This window comes from Dryocola mayonis (genome assembly GCF_051307045.1).
GTDB lineage: Bacteria > Pseudomonadota > Gammaproteobacteria > Enterobacterales > Enterobacteriaceae > Dryocola.
Window position 1 is genome coordinate 4193958 of sequence record NZ_CP150452.1, and the last position, 22612, is coordinate 4216569.

The window sequence follows — 22612 nt, forward strand, 5'->3', positions numbered from 1 at the left end:
GTAGTCTATACCTGCAGCCAGAACGTTACCGGCCCGTCGTTGGTAAGTGATACCTGCATATCAGCGGCGAAACGGCCGGTGCGGGTTTCGATCCCTTGTTGGCTACAGCGCTTAACGAAGTATTCATACAGCTCCTCGGCTTTGTCAGGCGCCGCCCCGCCCGAGAAGCTCGGACGCATGCCGCGCTCGGTATCCGCCGCGAGGGTAAACTGCGACACCACCAGCACGCTGCCGCCGGCTTGCTGAACGTTCAGATTCATTTTGTCATTTTCATCACCGAAGATACGGTAGCCTAACACCCGTTCGCACAGGCGATTCGCTTTCTGCTCGTTGTCTTCTTTTTCGACACCCAATAACACCAAAAGTCCCGGGCCGATTTCTCCCGTCACCTCACCCTCCACGGTGACGCGAGCCTGGGTCACGCGCTGAATTAATGCAATCATGGTTTTTCCAGTTTTTCCTGCTGAGCTTCTGAGCGAAGTTTACGGTAATCCCCGAGGGTGACAGTAATTTCCGCCCCGAGCAACACGATACACCAGGTCCAGTAGACCCAGACAAACAAAATCGGGATCACCGCCAGCACGCCGTAAATCAGCTGGTAAGAAGGGAACATGGTGATGTAGAGCGCGAAGCCTTTCTTACCCAGCTCAAAGAGAAGCGCTGCGACCAGCGAGCCAATCAGCGCGTCACGCACCGGGACGCGCGTGGTGGGAACAATGCTGTAGAGTAGCCAGAATGAGAGCCAGGACAGCAGCAGCGGGAAGATGCGCAGCACCTCATCAATCATGCTGTTAAAACCCGTCACCCAGTGCAACGACAGCAAATAGGAGCTGATAACCAGGCTTGCGCCGGCTAACAGCGGCCCGAGCGTGAGAATCATCCAGTAAACGGCAAAGGAGTAAATTTTCGGCCGCGTGCGCGTGCTGCGCCAGATGGTATTCAACGCGCTGTCCACGGCGTACATCAATAATAAAGCGGTGACGATAAGCCCGCATGCGCCCACTACCGTCATCTTGCTGGAGTTCGCGACAAACTGCTCGATATAGCGCTGAATGATATCGCCCGTGGCGGGAATGAAATTAGAGAAGATAAAGTGCCTTAGCTGCACGCTGACGTCCGAAAACATAGGGAAAGCGGCGAATAACGCAAACACAACGGCGATAAAAGGCACCAGCGACAGCAGCGACACGTACGCGAGGTTGCCCGCAAGCGTCGTCATATTGTCCTGGTCAATGCGCTGCCAGAGCAGCTTACCCCAAGCGATAAAGGGCCTGAGGCGTTGACGGGTGTGATGATGAACGTCTTTTAGCATGGATTTTTTGCGAAATAATCGGGCACCGTTTCTTTTCCGGTCACCAGAATGCTGGTGATGCCCACCTGCTGGGCGCCTTTAATATTATCGGCGTTGTCGTCAAAAAAGACGGCGCGATCGGCGGAAAAACCCTCTTCTTCCAGAAGCTTTTGATAAATTTCGGCGTCGGGCTTGCGCATGCCCATCTCCTGGGACAGGTAGATTTTATCCGCCGCCTGCGCGATTTGCGGATACTCGCCGGGCCAGAAGTTTGTGTGTAAACGGTTGGTATTGGAGAGCACGACCACACGGTGCCCCCGCTCACGCAGCTGCTCCATCAAGGCGATGACTTCAGGACGCAGGGCCACAAAGACGGCCTGCCAGCCTGCGGCGAACTGATCGAAGCCCAGCGCCATGTCCATCTGCTGGCATAAGGCTGCGGCAAACTCCTCATCAGAAATCTGCCCCCGCTCATGACGATGGAACGCCTCCCCCATCACAAAGCTTTTTTGCAGATTCGCCAGCGGAATCCGGCTGTAATCGCTCCACACTCCCAGCACGCGGTTGAAGTCGATATCAACGATGACGTTACCTAAATCAAAGATATACAGCATAAGCCTCTCCTTTACGCCATGGACAAACAACTGTAGCGGTAAAGGGGTGCTTTGACTATCTCAGCCTCATTTGCTCTTCAATTCTGCGAGCGATGTGCAAAAAAAAGCCCCGTCTTTGCAGACAGGGCTTCGGTTTACAGCGGGCAAGAAACTCAGGCTTCTTTGCTGCCACGACCTGCGCGTTTGCGGTCGTTTTCAGTCAGGTGACGTTTACGGATACGAACGGAAGTCGGGGTTACTTCTACCAGTTCGTCGTCATCGATGAATTCCAGAGCCTGTTCCAGGGACATTTTCAGCGCCGGAACAAGGGTGGTTGCTTCATCCGTACCGGAAGCACGCATGTTGGTCAGCTTCTTACCGGTCAGGCAGTTTACGGTCAGGTCGTTAGAACGGCTGTGAATACCGATGATCTGGCCTTCGTAAACTTCTGCGCCGTGGCCCAGGAACAGCTTGCCGCGATCCTGCAGGCCGAACAGAGCAAAGGCAACTGCCTTACCCTGGCCGTTAGAGATCAGCACGCCGTTGTTACGCTGGCCGATTTCGCCCGGACGAACGTCGTCGTAGTGGCTGAAGGTGGAGTACAGCAGACCGGTGCCGGAAGTCATGGTCATGAACTCGGTACGGAAGCCAATCAGGCCGCGTGCCGGGATCAGGTAGTCCAGACGAATACGGCCTTTGCCGTCAGGGATCATGTCTTTGACATCGCCCTTACGTTCGCCCATCGCCTGCATCACCGCGCCCTGGTGCTGTTCTTCGATATCCAGAGTAACGTTTTCGAACGGCTCCTGCATGCGGCCGTCGATCATACGGTTGATAACTTTCGGACGGGACACTGCCAGTTCGAAGCCTTCACGACGCATGTTTTCAATCAGAACGGACAGGTGCAGCTCGCCACGACCGGATACACGGAACGCGTCCGCGTCTTCAGTTTCTTCAACGCGCAGCGCAACGTTGTGCACCAGCTCTTTGTTCAGGCGGTCAAGGATCTGACGGGAGGTAACGAATTTACCTTCTTTGCCACAGAACGGAGAGGTGTTGACGTTAAAGAACATGGTCACGGTTGGTTCATCAACGGACAGCGCCGGCAGCGCTTCAACATTTTGCGTATCGCAAAGGGTGTCGGAGATGTTCAGCTCGCCCAGACCGGTGATAGCAATGATATCGCCCGCTTCTGCTTCGCTGGATTCGATACGCTCCAGGCCCATGTGGGTCAGAACCTTACCGACTTTACCGTTACGGGTTTTACCTTCGCTGTCGATGATAGTGATCTGCTGGTTAGGCTTCACTTTACCGCGTTTGATGCGACCGATGCCGATTACGCCAACGTAGTTGTTGTAGTCGAGTTGGGAGATCTGCATCTGGAACGGACCGTCAAGGTCAACGCTTGGTGCTTTAACGTGGTCAACAATCGCCTGGTACAGCGGGGTCATATCTTCCGCCATATCGGTGTGATCGTTGCCCGCGATACCCATCAATGCGGATGCATAGATGATTGGGAAATCGAGCTGCTCGTCGCTCGCGTCGAGGTTTACGAACAGGTCGAACACCTGATCGACAACCCAGTCAGGACGCGCGCCGGGACGGTCAACTTTGTTGATAACCACGATTGGCTTCAAACCATGGGCAAATGCCTTTTTGGTTACGAAGCGCGTCTGCGGCATTGGGCCATCCATTGCGTCAACGACCAGCAGCACGGAGTCTACCATGGACATTACACGTTCAACTTCACCACCGAAGTCGGCATGCCCTGGGGTATCAACGATGTTGATACGGTAGTCATTCCATTTGATAGCGGTGTTTTTAGCGAGGATGGTAATCCCACGCTCTTTCTCCAAATCGTTGGAGTCCATCACGCGTTCAGTGGTTTCAGCGCGTTCGCTGAAAGTACCGGATTGCTGTAGCAGCTTATCAACCAGGGTAGTTTTACCATGGTCAACGTGCGCGATGATGGCGATGTTACGCAGATTTTCGATCACAACTTTGCCTCAGGCATTAGAAATAGCGCGCTATTGTACACGTATTAATCGAAGGACAGAACAGGATCACAAAGAACCTTTACAAACAATGTGAAAAGTAAGGGTTTGTGATCGCTTTCACGGAGCTAAAAAGGGAGCCATAACGTAAATTGCACCAATATGGTGCCCTTAACCGACGCTGGAGCACTATATTGGTGCAAGTTATCCATCATGGTGCGACCCTTTTGCACTATAGTGCGCATGATAACGCCTTTTTAGGGTGATTTAAAAGTTGGCACAGATTTCGCTTTAAACATTTCAGGGCGAACAGCCACTTTAAATAAAGTTAGAAGACCTCGTTACCACGACGACAATGATAATCCGGGAGAGTTAAGTATGTCCGCTGAACACGTTTTGACGATGCTGAATGAGCATGAAGTGAAATTTGTTGATTTGCGCTTCACTGACACCAAAGGTAAAGAACAGCACGTCACAATCCCAGCTCATCAGGTAAATGCTGACTTCTTCGAAGAAGGCAAAATGTTTGATGGCTCCTCGATTGGTGGCTGGAAAGGCATCAACGAATCCGACATGGTGCTGATGCCAGACGCGTCTACCGCCGTCATCGACCCGTTCTTCGCGGATTCCACCCTGATTATTCGTTGCGACATTCTTGAGCCTGGCACCATGCAGGGCTATGACCGCGACCCGCGCTCCATCGCGAAACGCGCTGAAGACTACCTGCGCTCTACCGGTCTTGCCGATACCGTCCTGTTCGGGCCGGAACCAGAGTTCTTCCTGTTCGACGACATTCGTTTCGGCAGCTCCATCTCCGGCTCCCACGTCGCTATCGATGACATCGAAGGCGCATGGAACACCGGCACCAAATACGAAGGCGGCAACAAAGGGCCACCGTCCTGCGGTAAAAGGCGGCTACTTCCCGGTGCCACCGGTTGACTCGGCTCAGGACCTGCGTTCTGCCATGTGTCTGACCATGGAACAGATGGGCCTGGTGGTTGAAGCTCACCACCACGAAGTGGCAACGGCTGGTCAAAACGAAGTGGCTACCCGCTTCAACACCATGACCAAAAAAGCTGACGAAATTCAGATCTACAAATACGTCGTGCACAACGTCGCTCACGCTTACGGCAAAACTGCGACCTTCATGCCAAAACCAATGTTTGGCGATAACGGTTCCGGTATGCACTGCCACATGTCCCTGTCCAAGAACGGCGTTAACCTGTTCGCAGGCGACAAATACGCAGGCCTGTCCGAGCAAGCGCTGTACTACATCGGCGGCGTCATTAAACACGCTAAGGCGATTAACGCCCTGTCTAACCCAACAACCAACTCCTACAAGCGTCTGGTCCCGGGTTACGAAGCGCCTGTTATGCTGGCTTACTCCGCGCGTAACCGTTCTGCTTCCATCCGTATCCCGGTGGTTGCTTCTCCGAAAGCGCGTCGTATCGAAGTTCGCTTCCCGGACCCGGCTGCTAACCCGTACCTGTGCTTCGCAGCGCTGCTGATGGCCGGCCTTGACGGCATCAAGAACAAAATCCATCCGGGCGAAGCGATGGACAAAAACCTGTATGACCTGCCGCCGGAAGAAGCGAAAGAGATCCCACAGGTTGCAGGCTCTCTGGAAGAAGCACTGAACGCGCTGGATCAGGACCGCGAGTTCCTGACCGCAGGCGGCGTATTCACCGATGAAGCGATTGATGCCTATATCGCTCTGCGCATCGAAGAAAATGACCGCGTGCGCATGACTCCGCACCCGGTTGAGTTTGAGCTGTACTACAGCGTCTGATTAAGCGTTTTTTTGTTGCCGTGGAAACTTTCAGCCCATCTTCGGATGGGCTTTTTTCTCCACAAATACCCTGCCGCAACAAGGATTTTTGTTAGCCGACAACTATAATGCACCAACATAGTGCATAAAACGGAGACTGCTGTATGGCAACTGGCACGCTGCCCGATGCTGGGCAGATCCTGAATTCTTTAATCAACAGCATCCTGCTTGTGGATGACGAACTGGCGGTCCACTACGCGAACCCGGCGGCGCAACAGCTGCTGGCGCAGAGTTCACGCAAGCTTTACGGCACGCCGTTGCCGGATCTGTTGAGCTACTTCTCACTTAACGTTGAATTAATGCAGGAGAGCCTGATAGCAGGCCAGGGTTTTACCGATAACGAGGTAACTCTGGTGATAGACGGGCGCTCCCATATCCTTTCTCTGACGGCGCAGCGTTTGCCCGAAGGGTTAATCCTGATGGAAATGGCGCCGATGGACAACCAGCGCCGCCTGAGCCAGGAACAGTTACAGCATGCCCAGCAGATTGCCGCACGTGATTTAGTTCGCGGCCTGGCGCATGAGATCAAAAATCCTCTTGGCGGCTTACGAGGGGCGGCGCAGCTTCTGGCGAAAGCGTTGCCGGATCCGTCGCTGACGGAATATACCAAAGTGATTATTGAGCAGGCGGACCGTCTGCGTAACCTGGTCGACAGGCTGTTAGGCCCGCAGCAGCCGGGCATGCACGTGACGGAAAGCATTCATAAGGTCACCGAGCGCGTTATGCAGCTGGTGTCGATGGAGCTGCCTGAAAACGTCACCCTGGTGCGGGATTACGATCCAAGCCTGCCGGAATTCGCTCACGATCCCGACCAAATTGAGCAGGTGTTATTAAATATTGTGCGTAACGCATTGCAGGCGCTGGGGAGCGACGGGGGCGAAATCGTCCTGCGTACCCGCACCGCCTTCCAGCTAACGCTGCACGGTGTGCGCTACCGTCTGGCTGCCCGGATTGACATTGAAGATAACGGTCCGGGCATCCCGGCCACGCTTCAGGATACGCTGTTCTATCCGATGGTAAGCGGACGCGAAGGGGGCACCGGTCTGGGCCTTTCTATTGCGCGCAACCTTATCGATCAGCATTCGGGGAAAATCGAATTCAACAGTTGGCCGGGCCCATACCGAATTTTCCGTTTACCTGCCTATTCGTAAGTAGAGGTTTGTATGCAACGAGGGATAGTTTGGATCGTTGATGACGATAGCTCCATCCGTTGGGTGCTGGAACGCGCGCTGACCGGAGCTGGTTTAAGCTGCACCACGTTTGAGAGTGGCAATGAGGTGCTGGACGCCCTTGCAACCAAAACCCCGGACGTCTTGTTATCCGACATTCGTATGCCGGGGATGGATGGGCTGGCGCTGCTAAAGCAGATAAAACAACGGCATCCGATGCTCCCGGTCATCATAATGACCGCGCATTCCGATCTGGATGCTGCCGTCAGCGCCTATCAGCAGGGGGCGTTTGATTATCTGCCTAAACCTTTTGATATTGACGAAGCCGTCGCGCTGGTCGAGCGCGCCATCAGCCATTATCAGGAACAGCAGCAGCCGCGCAATGCGCCGGTCTTCGGGCCCACCACCGATATCATCGGCGAAGCGCCTGCCATGCAGGACGTCTTTCGCATTATTGGCCGTTTGTCCCGCTCCTCCATCAGCGTGCTGATCAACGGCGAATCGGGTACGGGTAAAGAGCTTGTCGCTCACGCCCTACATCGCCACAGCCCGCGCGTTAAATCGCCTTTTATTGCCTTAAATATGGCGGCAATCCCCAAGGATTTGATTGAGTCTGAATTGTTTGGCCATGAAAAAGGCGCGTTTACCGGCGCAAATCAGATTCGTCAGGGCCGTTTTGAACAGGCGGATGGCGGCACGCTGTTCCTGGATGAAATCGGCGATATGCCGCTGGATGTGCAAACCCGCCTGCTGCGCGTGCTGGCTGACGGCCAGTTTTACCGCGTTGGCGGTTACGCGCCGGTGAAAGTGGATGTGCGTATTATCGCCGCCACCCACCAGAACCTTGAGCTGCGCGTGCAGGAAGGTAAATTCCGTGAGGATCTGTTCCACCGCCTGAACGTTATCCGCGTGCATTTGCCGCCGCTGCGCGAACGTCGTGAAGACATTCCTCGCCTCGCGCGTCACTTCCTGCAGGTTGCGGCTCGCGAACTGGGCGTGGAGGCGAAGCTGCTCCATCCGGAAACGGAAAATGCGCTGACGCGCCTTGCCTGGCCTGGCAATGTGCGCCAGCTGGAGAATACCTGCCGCTGGCTGACGGTCATGGCCGCGGGTCAGGAGGTGCTGATTCAGGATTTACCGGGCGAGCTGTTTGAAACCACGGTGCCGGAAACCGGTACGTCGCAGACGCTGCCGGATAACTGGGCGACCATGCTGGCGCAGTGGGCCGATCGCGCCCTGCGTTCCGGTCATCAAAACCTGCTTTCAGAAGCTCAGCCTGAAATGGAGCGCACGCTGCTGACAACCGCGCTGCGCCATACGCAGGGGCACAAGCAGGAAGCGGCCCGGCTGCTGGGATGGGGAAGAAATACCCTGACGCGCAAGCTAAAAGAGCTGGGAATGGAGTAGAGCAAAAAAGGCGGGTCGGATAACCCGCCTTTTTATTCAGATAACGCGCGAGAACTGCTGCAGGCGCGCTTTCTGCCGGAGATAAACGTCAAAGCACATGCAGATATTGCGGATCAGCAGGCGGCCTTTTGGGGTGACCTGAATGCGGTGCTCGTCCACTTCCACCAGCCCGTCTTTTGCCAGCGGCGCAAGCAGCTTAAGGTCTTCGGCGAAGTATTCTGCAAAATTCACGTCCCACTGGCGTTCAACGTCGGCAAACTTCAGCTGGAAGTTGCAGATAAGCCACTTGATAACGTCGCGACGGATACAGTCATCGCGCGTTAACGCAAGCCCCCGCCACAGCGCGTCGCCCCGGTCATCAACCTGCTGATAGTAGGTTTTGAGCTCTTTCTGGTTCTGCGCGTAGCAGTCGCCGATCATGCTGATGGCGGATACGCCCATGCCCAGCAGATCGGTATCGCCCTGCGTCGTGTAGCCCTGGAAATTGCGATGCAGCTTTCCTTCACGCTGGGCTACGGCCAGCTCATCATCCGGACGGGCAAAATGGTCCATTCCGATAAACTGGTAGCCGGCGGCGGTCAACGAACCTATGGTTTCCTGCAAAATATCGAGCTTTTGCCGGGCGTCTGGCAAGTCAGCGTCTTTGATTTTACGCTGTGCGGCAAACAGCGTCGGCAAATGCGCGTAGTTGAAAACGCTCAGGCGATCCGGGCTAAGCTCGGCAACGCGGCTTAAGGTAAAGGCGAAGCTTTCCGGCGTTTGTTTCGGCAGGCCGTAGATCAGATCGATATTTGTCGAAGTGAAGCCCAGCTCGCGAGCGCGGTTAATCAGGGCAAAGATAAACTCTTCATCCTGCTCGCGGTTCACCAGACGCTGCACCTCTTTATTGAAATCCTGCACGCCCATGCTCAGGCGATTGAAGCCTTCCTCGCGCAGCCTGTCGAGCACGTCAAGCTCGATTTCCCGCGGATCCACTTCGATGGACAGCTCGGCATCGGCAATAAAGTCAAAATGGCCGCGTAGCAGCCCCATCAGACGGCTGATTTGCTCTTTGCTCAGGTAGGTAGGGGTGCCGCCGCCCCAGTGCATCTGGCTGACCTGACGGCCTTTAAACAGCGGCGCACGATGGGCGATCTCCTGTTCCAGCGCGTCGAGATACCGATCCGCCTTATGGGTCTGACGGGTCACTATCTTATTGCAGCCGCAGAAGTAGCACAGCTTGTGGCAGAACGGGATATGCACGTACAGCGACAGCGGGCGCTCGGGATAACGAGCGACCGCCTGCAGAAACGCCGCCTCGCCAAAGTTTTCAGAAAACTCCAGCGCGGTGGGATAAGAGGTATAACGGGGCCCTGAATAATTATATTTCTGGATCAGGGCCAGATCCCAGTCGATTAACTGCTCAGACATACTCACTCCTTCCGGTGATGCCGCCTGCGTTGACGAAGCGTAGACGGCAGGACCTTCCCCTGAGCGAAGAGCCTGCGGCGCAACGAATTCTGCAATCGCGACAACCGCCGTAGTTTAACGAATAACCACAGCAGATAACACACCAGCGGAATAACCACGATAAAAACAGGTAATCCCATGGGAGTAAACGCTAGTTACCACCCTTCAGCAGACGCATTAAGTCGTCGCCTTTATCTTCTTCGTCTTCATCGTCGTCATAAGCGATGCCGAGCTGTTCCATCAGCGCATCAATACGGTCGAGCTTTTCATTGACCCAGGTTTGTTCTTCGGCGCTTAACGCCTCGCCTTCTTCAAGACGTTCCAGCAGCGCGTCCAGGCGCTCATCGTTCTCCAGCATATCCAGCTCGGCCTGCGGTGAAAGCATAGGTTTCTCGCTCTTCGGTTTGTGCTGTTTTGGTTTCGCGACCGGGGCGTCGGTAACGCCCAGAGCGACGGGTTTTTTGCTGCCGATGCGTGGATCTTTTGGCTGCCCCGCGCCTTTAGCGCCCTGCGCCTGAACGCCGCCGTTGGCACGGCTGCCAGCCGAATGGCCGCGGTGTTTTTTCTGGCGCTTACGGTCGCGCGCTTCCTGGTCTATCTCTTCGCGCGATTTACGACGAACTTTCGCCGTTTTGTTGCCTTGTGATGCTGAGTTTTGTTGCTTCATGATGAGTTGTCTTAAGCCGTTTTATTCAGTATAGAATTGCGGCGGAATCTAGCAGAAAGCAAGCAAAGAAAAAAGGCGGCAGGTTAACCTGTCGCCTTTTTTCTTGTTTCACTACCTTTGCAGGCCGCACAATCCCTGTCTGCGTTCGACGCCCTGTCTTTCCTTCGCAAGCAACTTTCCGTGTTGTGTCCCCGATCCTTTTACCGCGTCTCCAGACGCTGCCTCCTGGCATTTCCTGGTTCTTCGTCATCCTGACGATCCTGAACCCTCATCCTGAGTTGCTATCCTTTCCGGCTCCCTTGCCTGTGCCGCTTACTTTACGCTTAACCATGAAGACGACAAGGTTATAATTTTACTTAAAGTCAGCAAGCCGCAGGCTGTATAAAGATAATTGCTTGTTAATTAAATTCATTTATTGATTCTTCATTCGAAAGTCTCCGCGATGTCTGCCAGCAGCAATGGCAGATTTCTCACATTCTGTAGGGGAATGTCTGCACCCGGTGAGAAACACGGTCTTTTCCGTACGTTCAGGTATAATCCCCTCAATGCTCATCCTGACGGAGACAACCTTTTGACAAACTGGAACTACCAACTGACCCATTTCGTGCTTAGCGCGCCGGATATTCGCCATCTGCCTTCCGATACCGGTATTGAGGTTGCTTTCGCAGGCCCGCTCTAACGCGGGGAAATCGAGCGCGTTAAACACGCTGACCAATCAGAAAGGCCTGGCGCGCACCAGTAAAACGCCTGGCCGTACCCAGCTTATCAACCTGTTCGAGGTTGCCGAGGGGAAACGCCTGGTGGATTTACCGGGCTACGGCTACGCCGAAGTGCCGGAAGAAGTAAAAATTAAATGGCAGCGCGCGCTGGGCGAATACCTGCAAAAGCGCAACAGCCTGAAAGGGCTGGTGGTGCTGATGGACATCCGCCATCCGCTTAAAGATCTCGATCAGCAGATGATTCAGTGGGCCGTGGCGAGCAATATTCAGGTGATGCTGCTGTTAACCAAAGCAGACAAACTGGCTTCAGGCGCGCGTAAAGCACAGCTTAATATGGTGCGCGAAGCCGCTGCGGCTTTCGGTGGGGATATTGAGATTGAAGCCTTTTCTTCACTGAAGAAAATTGGCGTCGATAAACTGCGCCACAAGCTGGACAGCTGGTATAACGACATTCCGCCGGCGTTCGAGGAAGAAGGCGCCGAAGAGTAACGGCAGGCGGTTTCGTCCGCCTGTTTTGGGTAGCGCCCAATAAAAAACGCCCCAGTCATTACTGACTGGGGCGGCTAAAATATTCAGCCAAATCCGATTACGTGAAGTAAAAGGTCTGAAAGATAGAACATCTTACCTCTGTACCCTACGCAAATAACTCTACTCCTTTTTATCCGGTTGAAAAAGCATTTTTTGTAGTTTTTTTTCACTATTTACATACCGTTCTTGAAGCATCATCACAAAAAGCTATGACTTATGTTGCTTAGTTACAAAAAAGCGGCGCCAAAGCCGATGGTTTAATGAGCTTCATCCCAGTTTGCACCGCAGCCCACTTCCACCAGCAAAGGCACGTCCAGCTTCATGCTGCCTTGCATCAGTTCGCGGATTTTTTCGGACACGGCTTCAACGTCATCTTTATGCACTTCAAACACCAGCTCATCGTGAACCTGCATAATCATCTTCACGCGCGGCTCATCTTTTTGCAGCCATTCATCCACGGCGATCATCGCGCGTTTGATAATATCCGCCGCCGTCCCCTGCATCGGGGCGTTGATCGCCGCACGTTCAGCGCCTGCGCGGCGCGCGGCGTTGCTGGAATTGATGTCCGGCAGATACAAACGACGGCCGTCGAGCGTTTCAACATAGCCCTTCTCTTTGGCCTGAGCGCGCGTACGCTCCATGTATCCCAGCACGCCGGGGTAGCGCTCAAAGTAGAGATCCATATATTTCTGGGACTCTTTACGCGGAATATTGAGCTGACGGGACAGGCCCGAAAGCGCTCATGCCGTAAATCAGGCCGAAGTTAATCGCTTTTGCGCTACGACGCTGTTCTCCGGACACGCTTTCCAGCGCAAGCCCGAAGACCTCCGCCGCCGTCGCTCGGTGGATATCCAGGCCTTCGGCAAAGGCGTTAAGCAGGCCTTTGTCGCGGGAGAGGTGCGCCATAATACGCAGCTCAATCTGCGAGTAGTCAGCGGAAACAATGACGTAATCTTCCGGTGCGATAAACGCCTGGCGAATACGACGTCCTTCTTCGTTACGCACCGGGATGTTTTGCAGGTTCGGATCGGTAGACGATAAACGCCCCGTCGCCGCAACGGCCTGATGATAAGAGGTGTGCACCCGCCCGGTTTTTGGATTTATCATCAGCGGCAGCTTATCGGTGTAGGTCGATTTCAGCTTCGCCAGCCCGCGGTGCTCAAGAATGACTTTAGGCAGCGGATAGTCCAGCGCCAGCTCTTCCAGCACTTCTTCCGACGTTGACGGCGCGCCGCCCGGCGTTTTCTTCAGCGGCTTAATGCCCTGCTTTTCAAAAAGAATGGTCTGCAGCTGTTTCGGAGATGAAAGGTTAAACGCCTCGCCGGCGATCTCGTGCGCTTTAATCTCCAGCTCGGCCAGACGTTTGGTGAGCTGTTCAGAATGCGTATGCAAAACGGCCGGGTCAATTTTCACGCCGTTGCGTTCAATGCGCGAAAGCACCGGCACCAGCGGCATTTCAATATTATTGAAGACGTTAAGCAGCCCTTCGATTTTTTCGAGCTTTGGCCACATTTTCAGGTGCAGCTGCAGCGTGACGTCCGAATCTTCCGCCGCATAGCGCCCGGCCTGCTCCAGATCGATCTGGTTGAAAGTCAGCTGTTTTTTGCCTTTGCCGGCAATCTCTTCAAAAGTAATGGTTTTATGCTTAAGCCAGCGGCTGGACAGGCTGTCCATATCATGGCGGCCCGCTACGCTATCCAGAATATAGGACTCCAGCATGGTATCAAAGGCGATGCCGCGCAGTTCAATGCCATAGTTTCCAACGATACCGCGGTCAAACTTCAGGTTTTGACCAACTTTAAGCACTTTTTCATCTTCAAGCAGCGGCTTGAGGAGTTCAAGCACCCGCGCAAGAGGAAGCTGATCGGGTGCATCAATGTAGTCATGCGCAACCGGGATGTAACAGGCGACGCCCGGCTCCGTTGCAAAAGAGAGGCCGACCAGGTTTGCGCTCACGTTATCGAGACTGTCGGTTTCGGTGTCAAAAGCAAAGTAAGGCGCTTTCTTCAGCCGGACGATCCACTGCTGCAGCTCCTGCTCGTCAAGAATGGTGGTGTAGTTGTCATAAGAAAGTGCGCTTGTTTCTTCTTCGGCCTCAGGCTCGACTTCAATCTCAATCGTTTTTTGCGGTTTCGCGGCGGCTTTGGCGCCCTTAGCCTGCAGCCAGGTTCCGGCTTCAACATCCGTCGTCCAGCGTTTGAATTCGTAATGCTTAAACAGGCCAAGCAGCTCTTCCGCCGCCGGCTGCTGCACTTCCAGCTGTTCGCAGGTCAGCTCCAGTTCGACGTCGGTTTTAATGGTCGCAAGCTGATACGAGAGGTAAGCCACCTCTTTGCTTTGCTCAAGCTTCGCGGCCATGGTTTTCGCGCCGCGGAAGCTGAGCCCGGCGATTTTTTCCGGGTTGGCGTACAGCGCGTCCAGACCGCCTAATCCCTGCAGCAGCGCTTGGGCTGTTTTTTCCCCGACGCCGGGAACGCCCGGAATGTTATCTGAGGAGTCGCCCATCAGCGCGAGGAAGTCGATGATCAGCTCCGGCGGCACGCCGTATTTGGTGCAAACTTCTTCCGGCCCCAGAATAGTGTTGGTCATGGTGTTGATTAGCGTAACGCCGGGCGTGACCAGCTGGGCCATATCTTTATCGCCGGTGCTGATAAGGACCGGCCTCCCCGCTTTCTCAGCTTCCAGCGCCAGCGTACCTATGACGTCGTCCGCTTCTACGCCTGAAACCGCCAGTAGCGGCAGGCCCCATAGCTTTAACCATGGCATGAAGAGGTTCAATCTGAGCGCGCAGGTCGTCCGGCATCGGTGGTCGATGGGATTTGTAGTGCTCAAACAACTCGTCGCGGAAAGTTTTACCCTTCGCATCAAAGACTACCGCAGCATGGGTCGGTTGATACTGCAGCAACAGGCTGCGCAGCATATTCAGCACGCCGTACATGGCGCCTGTTGGTTCACCGCGGCTGTTAGTCAAAGGAGGAAAGGCGTGATAAGCCCGATAAAGATAGGAGGAGCCATCAACGAGGATAAGCGGGTTTTGCGCGATCTGAACCATAGTGTTCCGTTCCATGCCTGGTTTTAAATATATAGCTAAAGGATGCCATAGCCTGGCCAAAAACATGAGCTTTTGGGGCATATTAGGCAAAAAGTTTTATTGATCCGCGAGATCTTACGCAAGATCGTGATTGTGGATAACTTTGTGTATAGTTTTATAACTGATTAATATCCTGAAGAAATCATTTTGATGTGGTTAATATATTTGTTTTTTAATCAACTATTTATACGTGTTTTATTCGCAAGGACGCCAGGCGTTTCGTTATCATTGAATGTGGATATAAAAACAATTTATGTTATAAGACGCGAATATTTCCCTGTGGAATGAAACACATTAAGAAGAGTGCGGCTTTTTGAGTAATCTCCGGCCTGAAACTCTGGTAAAATTCCCCGCTTGTTGCCCTGAGCCCCATCACCCCGTTTCCTGTCTTTCTGAAAGTTACTCTTATGTCGAGATTTTTCGCTGCGATCACCCTGATGCTGAGTGTCGCTCTGACCATTCTGGTGACGGTCGCATGCTCCGTGCCGATTATTATCGCCGGCATCATTAAGCTTCTGTTACCGGTTCCTGCTATCTGGCGATCGATCTCGTTATTTGCAGACTTGATGATGTACTGCTGGTGCGAAAGTTTAGCTCTGCTGCTGCGCCTTAACCCCCATTTGAAATGGGACGTCGAGGGCCCTTGCAGGACTGAATAAGAAAAGCTGGTATTTATTAATCTGCAACCATCGCAGCTGGGCGGATATCGTGATTTTATGCGTGCTGTTTCGCAAACATATCCCTATGAATAAATACTTTCTCAAGCAGCAGCTGGCATGGGTGCCTTTTATCGGGCTGGCTTGCTGGGCGCTGGATATGCCCTTTATGAAGCGCTACTCACGCAGCTATTTATTACGCCACCCTGAGCGACGCGGCAAGGACGTAGAAACAACACGCCGTTCTTGTGAAAAATTTCGCTCGCATCCTACGACGATTGTTAACTTCGTCGAAGGGTCGCGTTTTACCCAGGAAAAACACCTTGAGACGCGCTCGGTATTTCAGAATCTGCTGCCTCCTAAGGCCGCCGGGATTGCGATGGCGCTGAACGTCCTTGGTTCGCAGTTCGATAAGCTTTTAAACGTCACGCTATGCTATCCGGAAAATGCGCGTTCACCGTTTTACGATATGTTGACCGGGAAGATGACGAGGATTGTGGTACGCGTTTCGCTGGTGCCCGTTATGGAGGAGTTACACGGCGACTACGTCAATGACAAAGGCTTTAAACGCCGCTTCCAGGCATGGCTTAATACGCTGTGGCACGAAAAGGATGTTCTGCTCACCACCCTTATGCAAAAGAAGAAAGCCGGTCAGTGACCGGCTTTCTTTATTATTTTTTCTGCACCAGGAATCTGGTGACATCAGCATATTGCTTAACCATGGCGTCCATACTGCTGGTATCCATACCCTGCGGATTCAGCTGGTATTTGCCGTTAACAAAGATGGCAGGCACGCCCTGCAGCTGCAGATCGGCGGCGGCTTTCTCCTGCTGAGCGACCAGAGATTTCACCACAAAGCTGTTCCAAGCCGCATCGTACTCTTCGGCTTTTATACCCGCGTCGATAAACACTTTACGGATATCGTCGGTGTTCTGTACGGTTTGCGTTTTTTGCACGGCATCAAACATAGGCGCAGTGATTTTGTCTTCCACGCCAAGCGCCATTGCTACGGCCCATGCCTGCGTCAGATCCTTGCCCAACGGGCCCAGGAACTCAACGTGGTATTTAGTCATTTTTGTGCCTTCCGGCAGGTTTTTCTTCACGTTATCAGAAACATGAAGCACTTCTTCAAACTGGTAGCAGTGCGGGCAGTAGAAAGAGAAAAACTCTAACACTTGCGGTTCGCCTGCGACGGGTTTATCGAGGGTAACGTACTCTTTACCATCGGTGAACTGGGCAGCCGAGGCACTGAATGCCAGAATCATACCCGCTAGTGCCAGCCAAATCTTTTTCATAATCCACTCTCTCCTGAATAGTACTGACTAATACATTGGCGTTAATTTTAATGGAGGTTCACGCAGAACCCGGACCTGCTCTGTGAAGGTTGCAGTCTGTCTCCGCCAGTAATCTTCCTCGGTAAGCCAGGGAAAATTTCTGGGAAAAGCGGGATCATCCCAGCGCCGCATAATCCACGCGAGATAATAAACCATACGCATTGCCCGTAAAGGTTCAGTAAGGGCAATTTCGTTTGCATCGAAGGGAGTAAACTCTTCATAAGCTTCGATAATAGTTTCAAGCTGCATGCGCTGTTCGGCTTTATCGCCGTTGAGCAACATCCAGATATCCTGAATAGCGGGGCCGTTACGGGCGTCATCAAGATCGACAAACAAGGGGCCGTCGCGCCAGAGGATATTGCCGGGATGACAGTCGCCGTGTAAGCGCAGGGGTTCAAAGCCATCGTGCCAGTGAAGCTTTACTTCATCGATTAACGCGTCTGTCGCCTTCAGAAAAGCGGGCTTTAACGCAGCCGGCACTAAAGAGGTTTGTTCAAACAGGGCTCTGGGTTCAAACAGATATTCATCCAGGTCGATTGACGGCCGCTTTTCAAAAAGCGTGCGCCGGCCGGTCTGGTGAATGCGGCCAAGATAGCGCCCGACCCACTCCATTTGATCGATATTATCGGTTTCATACTGCCGTCCGCCCAGGCTTGGAAAGACCGCGAACATAAAACCCTGGTGCCTGAGCAAGGTGCTGCCGGCATAAGAAAGGGGAGCTGCAACCGGCACTTCATCCGCCAGCAGCTCTGTTGCGTACCGATGCTCTTCTTCGATCTGCTCTGCGGACCAGCGGTGCGGGCGATAAAATTTCACCACGTAGCGTTTGCGATCCTCGTCCTGAAACTGATAGACGCGGTTCTCGAAGCTGTTTAAAGGGGTTAACCCGGAATCCACCCGTATACCCTGTGCAAAAAGGGCATCCATGATGGTATCCGGATGTAGAGTCTGAAAATTGAAAGCGCTGTCCGTCATCCAGGCAACCGGCAGTAAATACGAATAATTCAGGATAACATTTCGTAGCCGCGATAGTGGACTGGCTTACAAGCTTTTACTCTTTAATTACCCCACGCGCGCGCAGCAGAGCGGTTTTAAAATCTTCTTCGTAATCTTTCTGAATACCGGGAATAACGGCATCTTTCGCGGAATCGCGCATTTTCAGGTGATAGATCAGTACATCATCAGTGAGATCGGCCAGTTCACCGGTATAACCTGACTCTGCGGCGAGTTTCTGCAAAAATTGAATCAGGTTGAGATCTGGCTCTTTTTGCCATGCGGGCTGAAGCAGCTCAAGCAGTTCGTTAAGACGCTTACATTTCATGGTGGTGCTCCTTTCACTTGCGGAATGACACACGTTAGCAGGCTCAAACCCACATTAAAAGAGGCGATATTAGTGAGACGTTTAACAGAAGTAGCAGGGGTTGTGCTGGCTGGCGGGCGGGCGACGAGAATGGGCGGGCAGGATAAAGGACTGGTTATATTAAACGGTCGGCCGCTGTTTGAGCATGTCGTAAAGAAGCTCGCGCCGCAGGTCGGTAAAATAGCCATAAGCGCCAACCGTAATATTGAAAAATATCGTTCCGCCGGCGTAGACGTTGTGAGCGATGCGCTCCCGGATTATCCTGGGCCCCTGGCGGGAATATTGTCGGTAATGCAGAAGCTGGATAACGAATGGTTCCTGTTTTGCCCCTGTGATACGCCAATGGTTCCGCAAGATCTCGCATCCCGGCTTTGGGACGCACGGGGACAATACCCCGCTGTCTGGGTAAATGACGGAGAACGAGATCATCCAACCATCGCGCTGATTCACCGCAAGCTCATAGCTCCGCTTGAGAACTACCTGAAGGCAGGCGAGCGGCGCGTAATGGTTTTCCTGCGCGAGGCGGGCGGCCACGCCGTTATCTTCCCCGATCGGCAGCAAAACTTCGTTAATGTAAACTCGCCTGCAGATCTCGCTCGCTGGGAGAGTTCGTAATGGTGCCGTTACTGGCCTTCGCCGCGTGGAGCGGCACGGGAAAAACAACGCTTTTAAAGCGGCTCATCCCTTTGCTTATTGAACGAGGAATTCGTCCGGGCCCTGATAAAACACACCCATCACGATATGGATGTCGATAAGCCAGGCAAAGACAGCTACGAGCTGCGTAAAGCGGGTGCGGCGCAGACTATCGTCGCCAGCCGGAAACGTTGGGCGCTGATGACCGAGACGCCTGACGAACCTGAGCTTGATTTGCGAAAGCTCGCAGGCCGGATGGATGCCTCTTCGCTGGATTTAATACTGGTGGAGGGCTTTAAACACGAAGAGGTGCCGAAGATCCTGCTCTACAGAGAAGGGATTGCTCACGATGTTGAAGAGTTAGAGATCGATGCTCATGTTATAGCTATCGCTTGCGACGTGAGCCTTGCAGCTCAGCAAATACCCGTTCTGGATATAAATTCACCCGAACAGATAGCGGATTTTATTACTGCCTGGCTGAAAAAGTAAGCTTTGCCTGCGACTGGAGCAGGCTATTTTTCTGTAAAACGCAGACGACAGAAAGGCCATCCTTGCGGATGGCCTTTCTGTCTGTTTGGAGCCTGGCAGTTCCCTACTCTCGCATGGGGAGACCCCACACTACCATCGGCGCTACGGCGTTTCACTTCTGAGTTCGGCATGGGGTCAGGTGGGACCACCGCGCTGTTGCCGCCAGGCATATTCTGTTCTCCGGCCGTCACTGTTCATGACCACCGGCTTAAAATCTCGGTTCAGGCTGAAAATCAAATTATTCTGTCTCTCACAAAACACCTTCGGTGTTGTAAGGTTAAGCCTCACGGATCATTAGTACTGGTTAGCTCAATGCATCGCTGCACTTACACACCCAGCCTATCAACGTCGTCGTCTTCAACGTTCCTTCAGGAGACTTGAAGTCTCAGGGAGAATTCATCTCGGGGCAAGTTTCGCGCTTAGATGCTTTCAGCGCTTATCTCTTCCGCATTTAGCTACCGGGCAGTGCCATTGGCATGACAACCCGAACACCAGTGATGCGTCCACTCCGGTCCTCTCGTACTAGGAGCAGCCCCCCTCAATTCTCCAGCGCCCACGGCAGATAGGGACCGAACTGTCTCACGACGTTCTAAACCCAGCTCGCGTACCACTTTAAATGGCGAACAGCCATACCCTTGGGACCTACTTCAGCCCCAGGATGTGATGAGCCGACATCGAGGTGCCAAACACCGCCGTCGATATGAACTCTTGGGCGGTATCAGCCTGTTATCCCCGGAGTACCTTTTATCCGTTGAGCGATGGGCCCTTCCATTCAGAACCACCGGATCACTAAGACCTGCTTTCGCACCTGCTCGAGCCGTCACTCTCGCAGTCAAGCTAGCTTATGCCTTTGCACTAACCTCACGATGTCCGACCGTGATTAGCTAACCTTCGTGCTCCTCCGTTACGCTTTAGGAGGAGACCGCCCCAGTCAAACTACCCACCAGACACTGTCCGCAACCCGGATTACGGGTCTACGTTAGAACACCAGCCATTAAAGGGTGGTATTTCAAGGTTGGCTCCACGCAGACTGGCGTCCACGCTTCAAAGCCTCCCACCTATCCTACACATCAAGGACCAGTGTTCAGTGTCAAGCTATAGTAAAGGTTCACGGGGTCTTTCCGTCTTGCCGCGGGTACACTGCATCTTCACAGCGAGTTCAATTTCACTGAGTCTCGGGTGGAGACAGCCTGGCCATCATTACGCCATTCGTGCAGGTCGGAACTTACCCGACAAGGAATTTCGCTACCTTAGGACCGTTATAGTTACGGCCGCCGTTTACCGGGGCTTCGATCAAGAGCTTCGCCTTGCGGCTGACCCCATCAATTAACCTTCCGGCACCGGGCAGGCGTCACACCGTATACGTCCACTTTCGTGTTTGCACAGTGCTGTGTTTTTAATAAACAGTTGCAGCCAGCTGGTATCTTCGACTGGCTTCAGCTCCATCCGCAAGGGACTTCACCTACGCGCCAGCGTGCCTTCTCCCGAAGTTACGGCACCATTTTGCCTAGTTCCTTCACCCGAGTTCTCTCAAGCGCCTTGGTATTCTCTACCTGACCACCTGTGTCGGTTTGGGGTACGATTCTGTGTTACCTGATGCTTAGAGGCTTTTCCTGGAAGCAGGGCATTTGTCACTTCAGCACCGTAGTGCCTCGTCATCACGCCTCAGCCTTAAAGTGTTCCGGATTTGCCTGGAACACAAGCCTGCACGCTTAAACCGGGACAACCGTCGCCCGGCCAACATAGCCTTCTCCGTCCCCCCTTCGCAGTAACACCGAGTACAGGAATATTAACCTGTTTCCCATCGACTACGCCTTTCGGCCTCGCCTTAGGGGTCGACTCACCCTGCCCCGATTAACGTTGGACAGGAACCCTTGGTCTTCCGGCGAGCGGGCTTTTCACCCGCTTTATCGTTACTTATGTCAGCATTCGCACTTCTGATACCTCCAGCAGACCTCACAGTCCACCTTCAACGGCTTACAGAACGCTCCCCTACCCAACAACACATAGTGTCGCTGCCGCAGCTTCGGTGCATGGTTTAGCCCCGTTACATCTTCCGCGCAGGCCGACTCGACCAGTGAGCTATTACGCTTTCTTTAAATGATGGCTGCTTCTAAGCCAACATCCTGGCTGTCTGTGCCTTCCCACATCGTTTCCCACTTAACCATGACTTTGGGACCTTAGCTGGCGGTCTGGGTTGTTTCCCTCTTCACGACGGACGTTAGCACCCGCCGTGTGTCTCCCGTGATAACATTCTCCGGTATTCGCAGTTTGCATCGGGTTGGTAAGCCGGGATGGCCCCCTAGCCGAAACAGTGCTCTACCCCCGGAGATGAATTCACGAGGCGCTACCTAAATAGCTTTCGGGGAGAACCAGCTATCTCCCGGTTTGATTGGCCTTTCACCCCCAGCCACAGGTCATCCGCTAATTTTTCAACATTAGTCGGTTCGGTCCTCCAGTTAGTGTTACCCAACCTTCAACCTGCCCATGGCTAGATCACCGGGTTTCGGGTCTATACCCTGCAACTTAACGCCCAGTTAAGACTCGGTTTCCCTGCGGCTCCCCTATACGGTTAACCTTGCTACAGAATATAAGTCGCTGACCCATTATACAAAAGGTACGCAGTCACCCCATAAAGAGGCTCCCACTGCTTGTACGTACACGGTTTCAGGTTCTGTTTCACTCCCCTCGCCGGGGTTCTTTTCGCCTTTCCCTCACGGTACTGGTTCACTATCGGTCAGTCAGGAGTATTTAGCCTTGGAGGATGGTCCCCCCATATTCAGACAGGATACCACGTGTCCCGCCCTACTCGTCGAACTCACAGAAGGTGTGCCTTTGTGTACGGGAGTATCACCCTGTACCCTGCGACTTTCCAGACGCTTCCACTGACACACAAACTGATGCTGGTTCTGGGCTGCTCCCCGTTCGCTCGCCGCTACTGGGGGAATCTCGGTTGATTTCTTTTCCTCGGGGTACTTAGATGTTTCAGTTCCCCCGGTTCGCTTCGTTAAGTTATGTATTGGCTTAACGATAGTGCAACGGATTGCACTGGGTTTCCCCATTCGGAAATCGCCGGTTATAACGGTTCATATCACCTTACCGGCGCTTATCGCAGATTAGCACGTCCTTCATCGCCTCTGACTGCCAGGGCATCCACCGTGTACGCTTAGTCGCTTAACCTCACAACCCGAAGATGTTTCGCTTCAGATTATGAAAATTTGAGAGACTCGAACATATCGTAAACCCATTCTTTATTACGGAAGAATGAGACGACATGTCGTTTCAATTTTCAGCTTGTTCCGGATTTTTAAAGAGCAAATATCTCAAACGTGATTCCTGAGAATCAGTTTTGAGATAGTTCGGCA

11 protein-coding genes, 2 rRNA genes and 6 pseudogenes are annotated in these 22612 nt (G+C 53.3%); 7 read left to right on the plus strand and 12 right to left on the minus strand.

Going from position 1 to position 22612, the window contains the following annotated elements; genetic code table 11:
- Positions 1 to 5 precede the first annotated feature (5 nt).
- The 4 genes from dtd to typA form a co-directional block, all read right to left on the minus strand.
- The gene (gene dtd, locus WLO32_RS20260) at positions 6 to 443 is read right to left on the minus strand and encodes a D-aminoacyl-tRNA deacylase (protein ID WP_435946705.1); all 438 of its coding nucleotides are present in this window, start codon (positions 441 to 443) and stop codon (positions 6 to 8) included.
- Positions 440 to 1312, minus strand: coding sequence for a virulence factor BrkB family protein (locus WLO32_RS20265; RefSeq protein ID WP_435946706.1), 873 nt, complete (start codon positions 1310 to 1312; stop codon positions 440 to 442). Before WLO32_RS20265 ends, dtd begins: the two co-directional genes overlap by 4 nt.
- Positions 1306 to 1905, minus strand: a complete 600-nt coding sequence (yihX, locus tag WLO32_RS20270) for a glucose-1-phosphatase (RefSeq protein WP_435946707.1) — start codon at positions 1903 to 1905, stop codon at positions 1306 to 1308. The genes WLO32_RS20265 and yihX overlap by 7 nt, the downstream gene beginning before the upstream one ends.
- A gap of 152 nt (positions 1906 to 2057) precedes the next feature.
- Complete coding sequence (gene typA / locus WLO32_RS20275; protein WP_435946708.1) at positions 2058 to 3881, minus strand: ribosome-dependent GTPase TypA; 1824 nt, start codon at positions 3879 to 3881, stop codon at positions 2058 to 2060.
- Positions 3882 to 4256: 375 nt separating this feature from the next.
- Here typA and glnA point away from each other — a divergent pair.
- The 3 genes and pseudogenes from glnA (at position 4257) to glnG (ending at position 8282) form a co-directional block, all read left to right on the plus strand.
- Positions 4257 to 5667: pseudogene (gene glnA, locus WLO32_RS20280) on the plus strand (glutamate--ammonia ligase).
- Positions 5668 to 5810: 143 nt separating this feature from the next.
- A pseudogene (gene glnL, locus WLO32_RS20285) lies at positions 5811 to 6861 on the plus strand (nitrogen regulation protein NR(II)).
- A gap of 8 nt (positions 6862 to 6869) precedes the next feature.
- Positions 6870 to 8282, plus strand: a complete 1413-nt coding sequence (gene glnG, locus WLO32_RS20290; protein ID WP_435946709.1) for a nitrogen regulation protein NR(I) — start codon at positions 6870 to 6872, stop codon at positions 8280 to 8282.
- A 36-nt stretch (positions 8283 to 8318) separates the two neighbouring features.
- On the opposite strand, the gene hemN is transcribed toward glnG, so the two are convergent.
- On the minus strand, positions 8319 to 9692 hold the full coding sequence (gene hemN / locus WLO32_RS20295; protein ID WP_435946710.1) for an oxygen-independent coproporphyrinogen III oxidase: 1374 nt from the start codon (positions 9690 to 9692) through the stop codon (positions 8319 to 8321).
- A gap of 190 nt (positions 9693 to 9882) precedes the next feature.
- Positions 9883 to 10398, minus strand: coding sequence for a Der GTPase-activating protein YihI (yihI, locus tag WLO32_RS20300; RefSeq protein ID WP_435946711.1), 516 nt, complete (start codon positions 10396 to 10398; stop codon positions 9883 to 9885).
- A 571-nt stretch (positions 10399 to 10969) separates the two neighbouring features.
- Here yihI and yihA point away from each other — a divergent pair.
- Positions 10970 to 11606 (plus strand): annotated as a pseudogene (gene yihA / locus WLO32_RS20305) (ribosome biogenesis GTP-binding protein YihA/YsxC).
- A 296-nt stretch (positions 11607 to 11902) separates the two neighbouring features.
- Here yihA and polA read toward each other — a convergent pair.
- Positions 11903 to 14697, minus strand: a pseudogene (gene polA / locus WLO32_RS20310) (DNA polymerase I).
- A gap of 446 nt (positions 14698 to 15143) precedes the next feature.
- Here polA and WLO32_RS20315 point away from each other — a divergent pair.
- Positions 15144 to 16050 (plus strand): annotated as a pseudogene (locus tag WLO32_RS20315) (acyltransferase).
- A 13-nt stretch (positions 16051 to 16063) separates the two neighbouring features.
- Here the strand turns inward: WLO32_RS20315 and dsbA are convergent.
- The 3 genes from dsbA to WLO32_RS20330 all read right to left on the minus strand — a co-directional run bounded on the left by dsbA (position 16064) and on the right by WLO32_RS20330 (position 18047).
- Complete coding sequence (gene dsbA, locus WLO32_RS20320; protein ID WP_435946712.1) at positions 16064 to 16687, minus strand: thiol:disulfide interchange protein DsbA; 624 nt, start codon at positions 16685 to 16687, stop codon at positions 16064 to 16066.
- 27 nt (positions 16688 to 16714) lie between these two features.
- Entirely contained in the window at positions 16715 to 17701 is a 987-nt protein-coding gene (locus WLO32_RS20325) for a serine/threonine protein kinase (RefSeq protein WP_435946713.1), read from the minus strand.
- 76 nt (positions 17702 to 17777) lie between these two features.
- Positions 17778 to 18047: a YihD family protein gene (locus WLO32_RS20330; protein WP_435946714.1), complete on the minus strand. Its 270-nt coding sequence runs from the start codon at positions 18045 to 18047 to the stop codon at positions 17778 to 17780.
- Positions 18048 to 18119: 72 nt separating this feature from the next.
- Here WLO32_RS20330 and mobA point away from each other — a divergent pair, with 72 nt between their 5' ends.
- Positions 18120 to 18701, plus strand: coding sequence for a molybdenum cofactor guanylyltransferase MobA (gene mobA / locus WLO32_RS20335; RefSeq protein WP_435946715.1), 582 nt, complete (start codon positions 18120 to 18122; stop codon positions 18699 to 18701).
- A pseudogene (mobB, locus tag WLO32_RS20340) lies at positions 18701 to 19208 on the plus strand (molybdopterin-guanine dinucleotide biosynthesis protein MobB). The gene mobA and the pseudogene mobB overlap by 1 nt, the downstream one beginning before the upstream one ends.
- A 90-nt stretch (positions 19209 to 19298) precedes the next feature.
- Here mobB and rrf read toward each other — a convergent pair.
- Positions 19299 to 19414: ribosomal RNA gene (gene rrf, locus WLO32_RS20345) — 5S ribosomal RNA — on the minus strand.
- A 106-nt stretch (positions 19415 to 19520) separates the two neighbouring features.
- Positions 19521 to 22427: ribosomal RNA gene (locus WLO32_RS20350) — 23S ribosomal RNA — on the minus strand.
- Between the last annotated feature and the right edge of the window lie 185 nt (positions 22428 to 22612).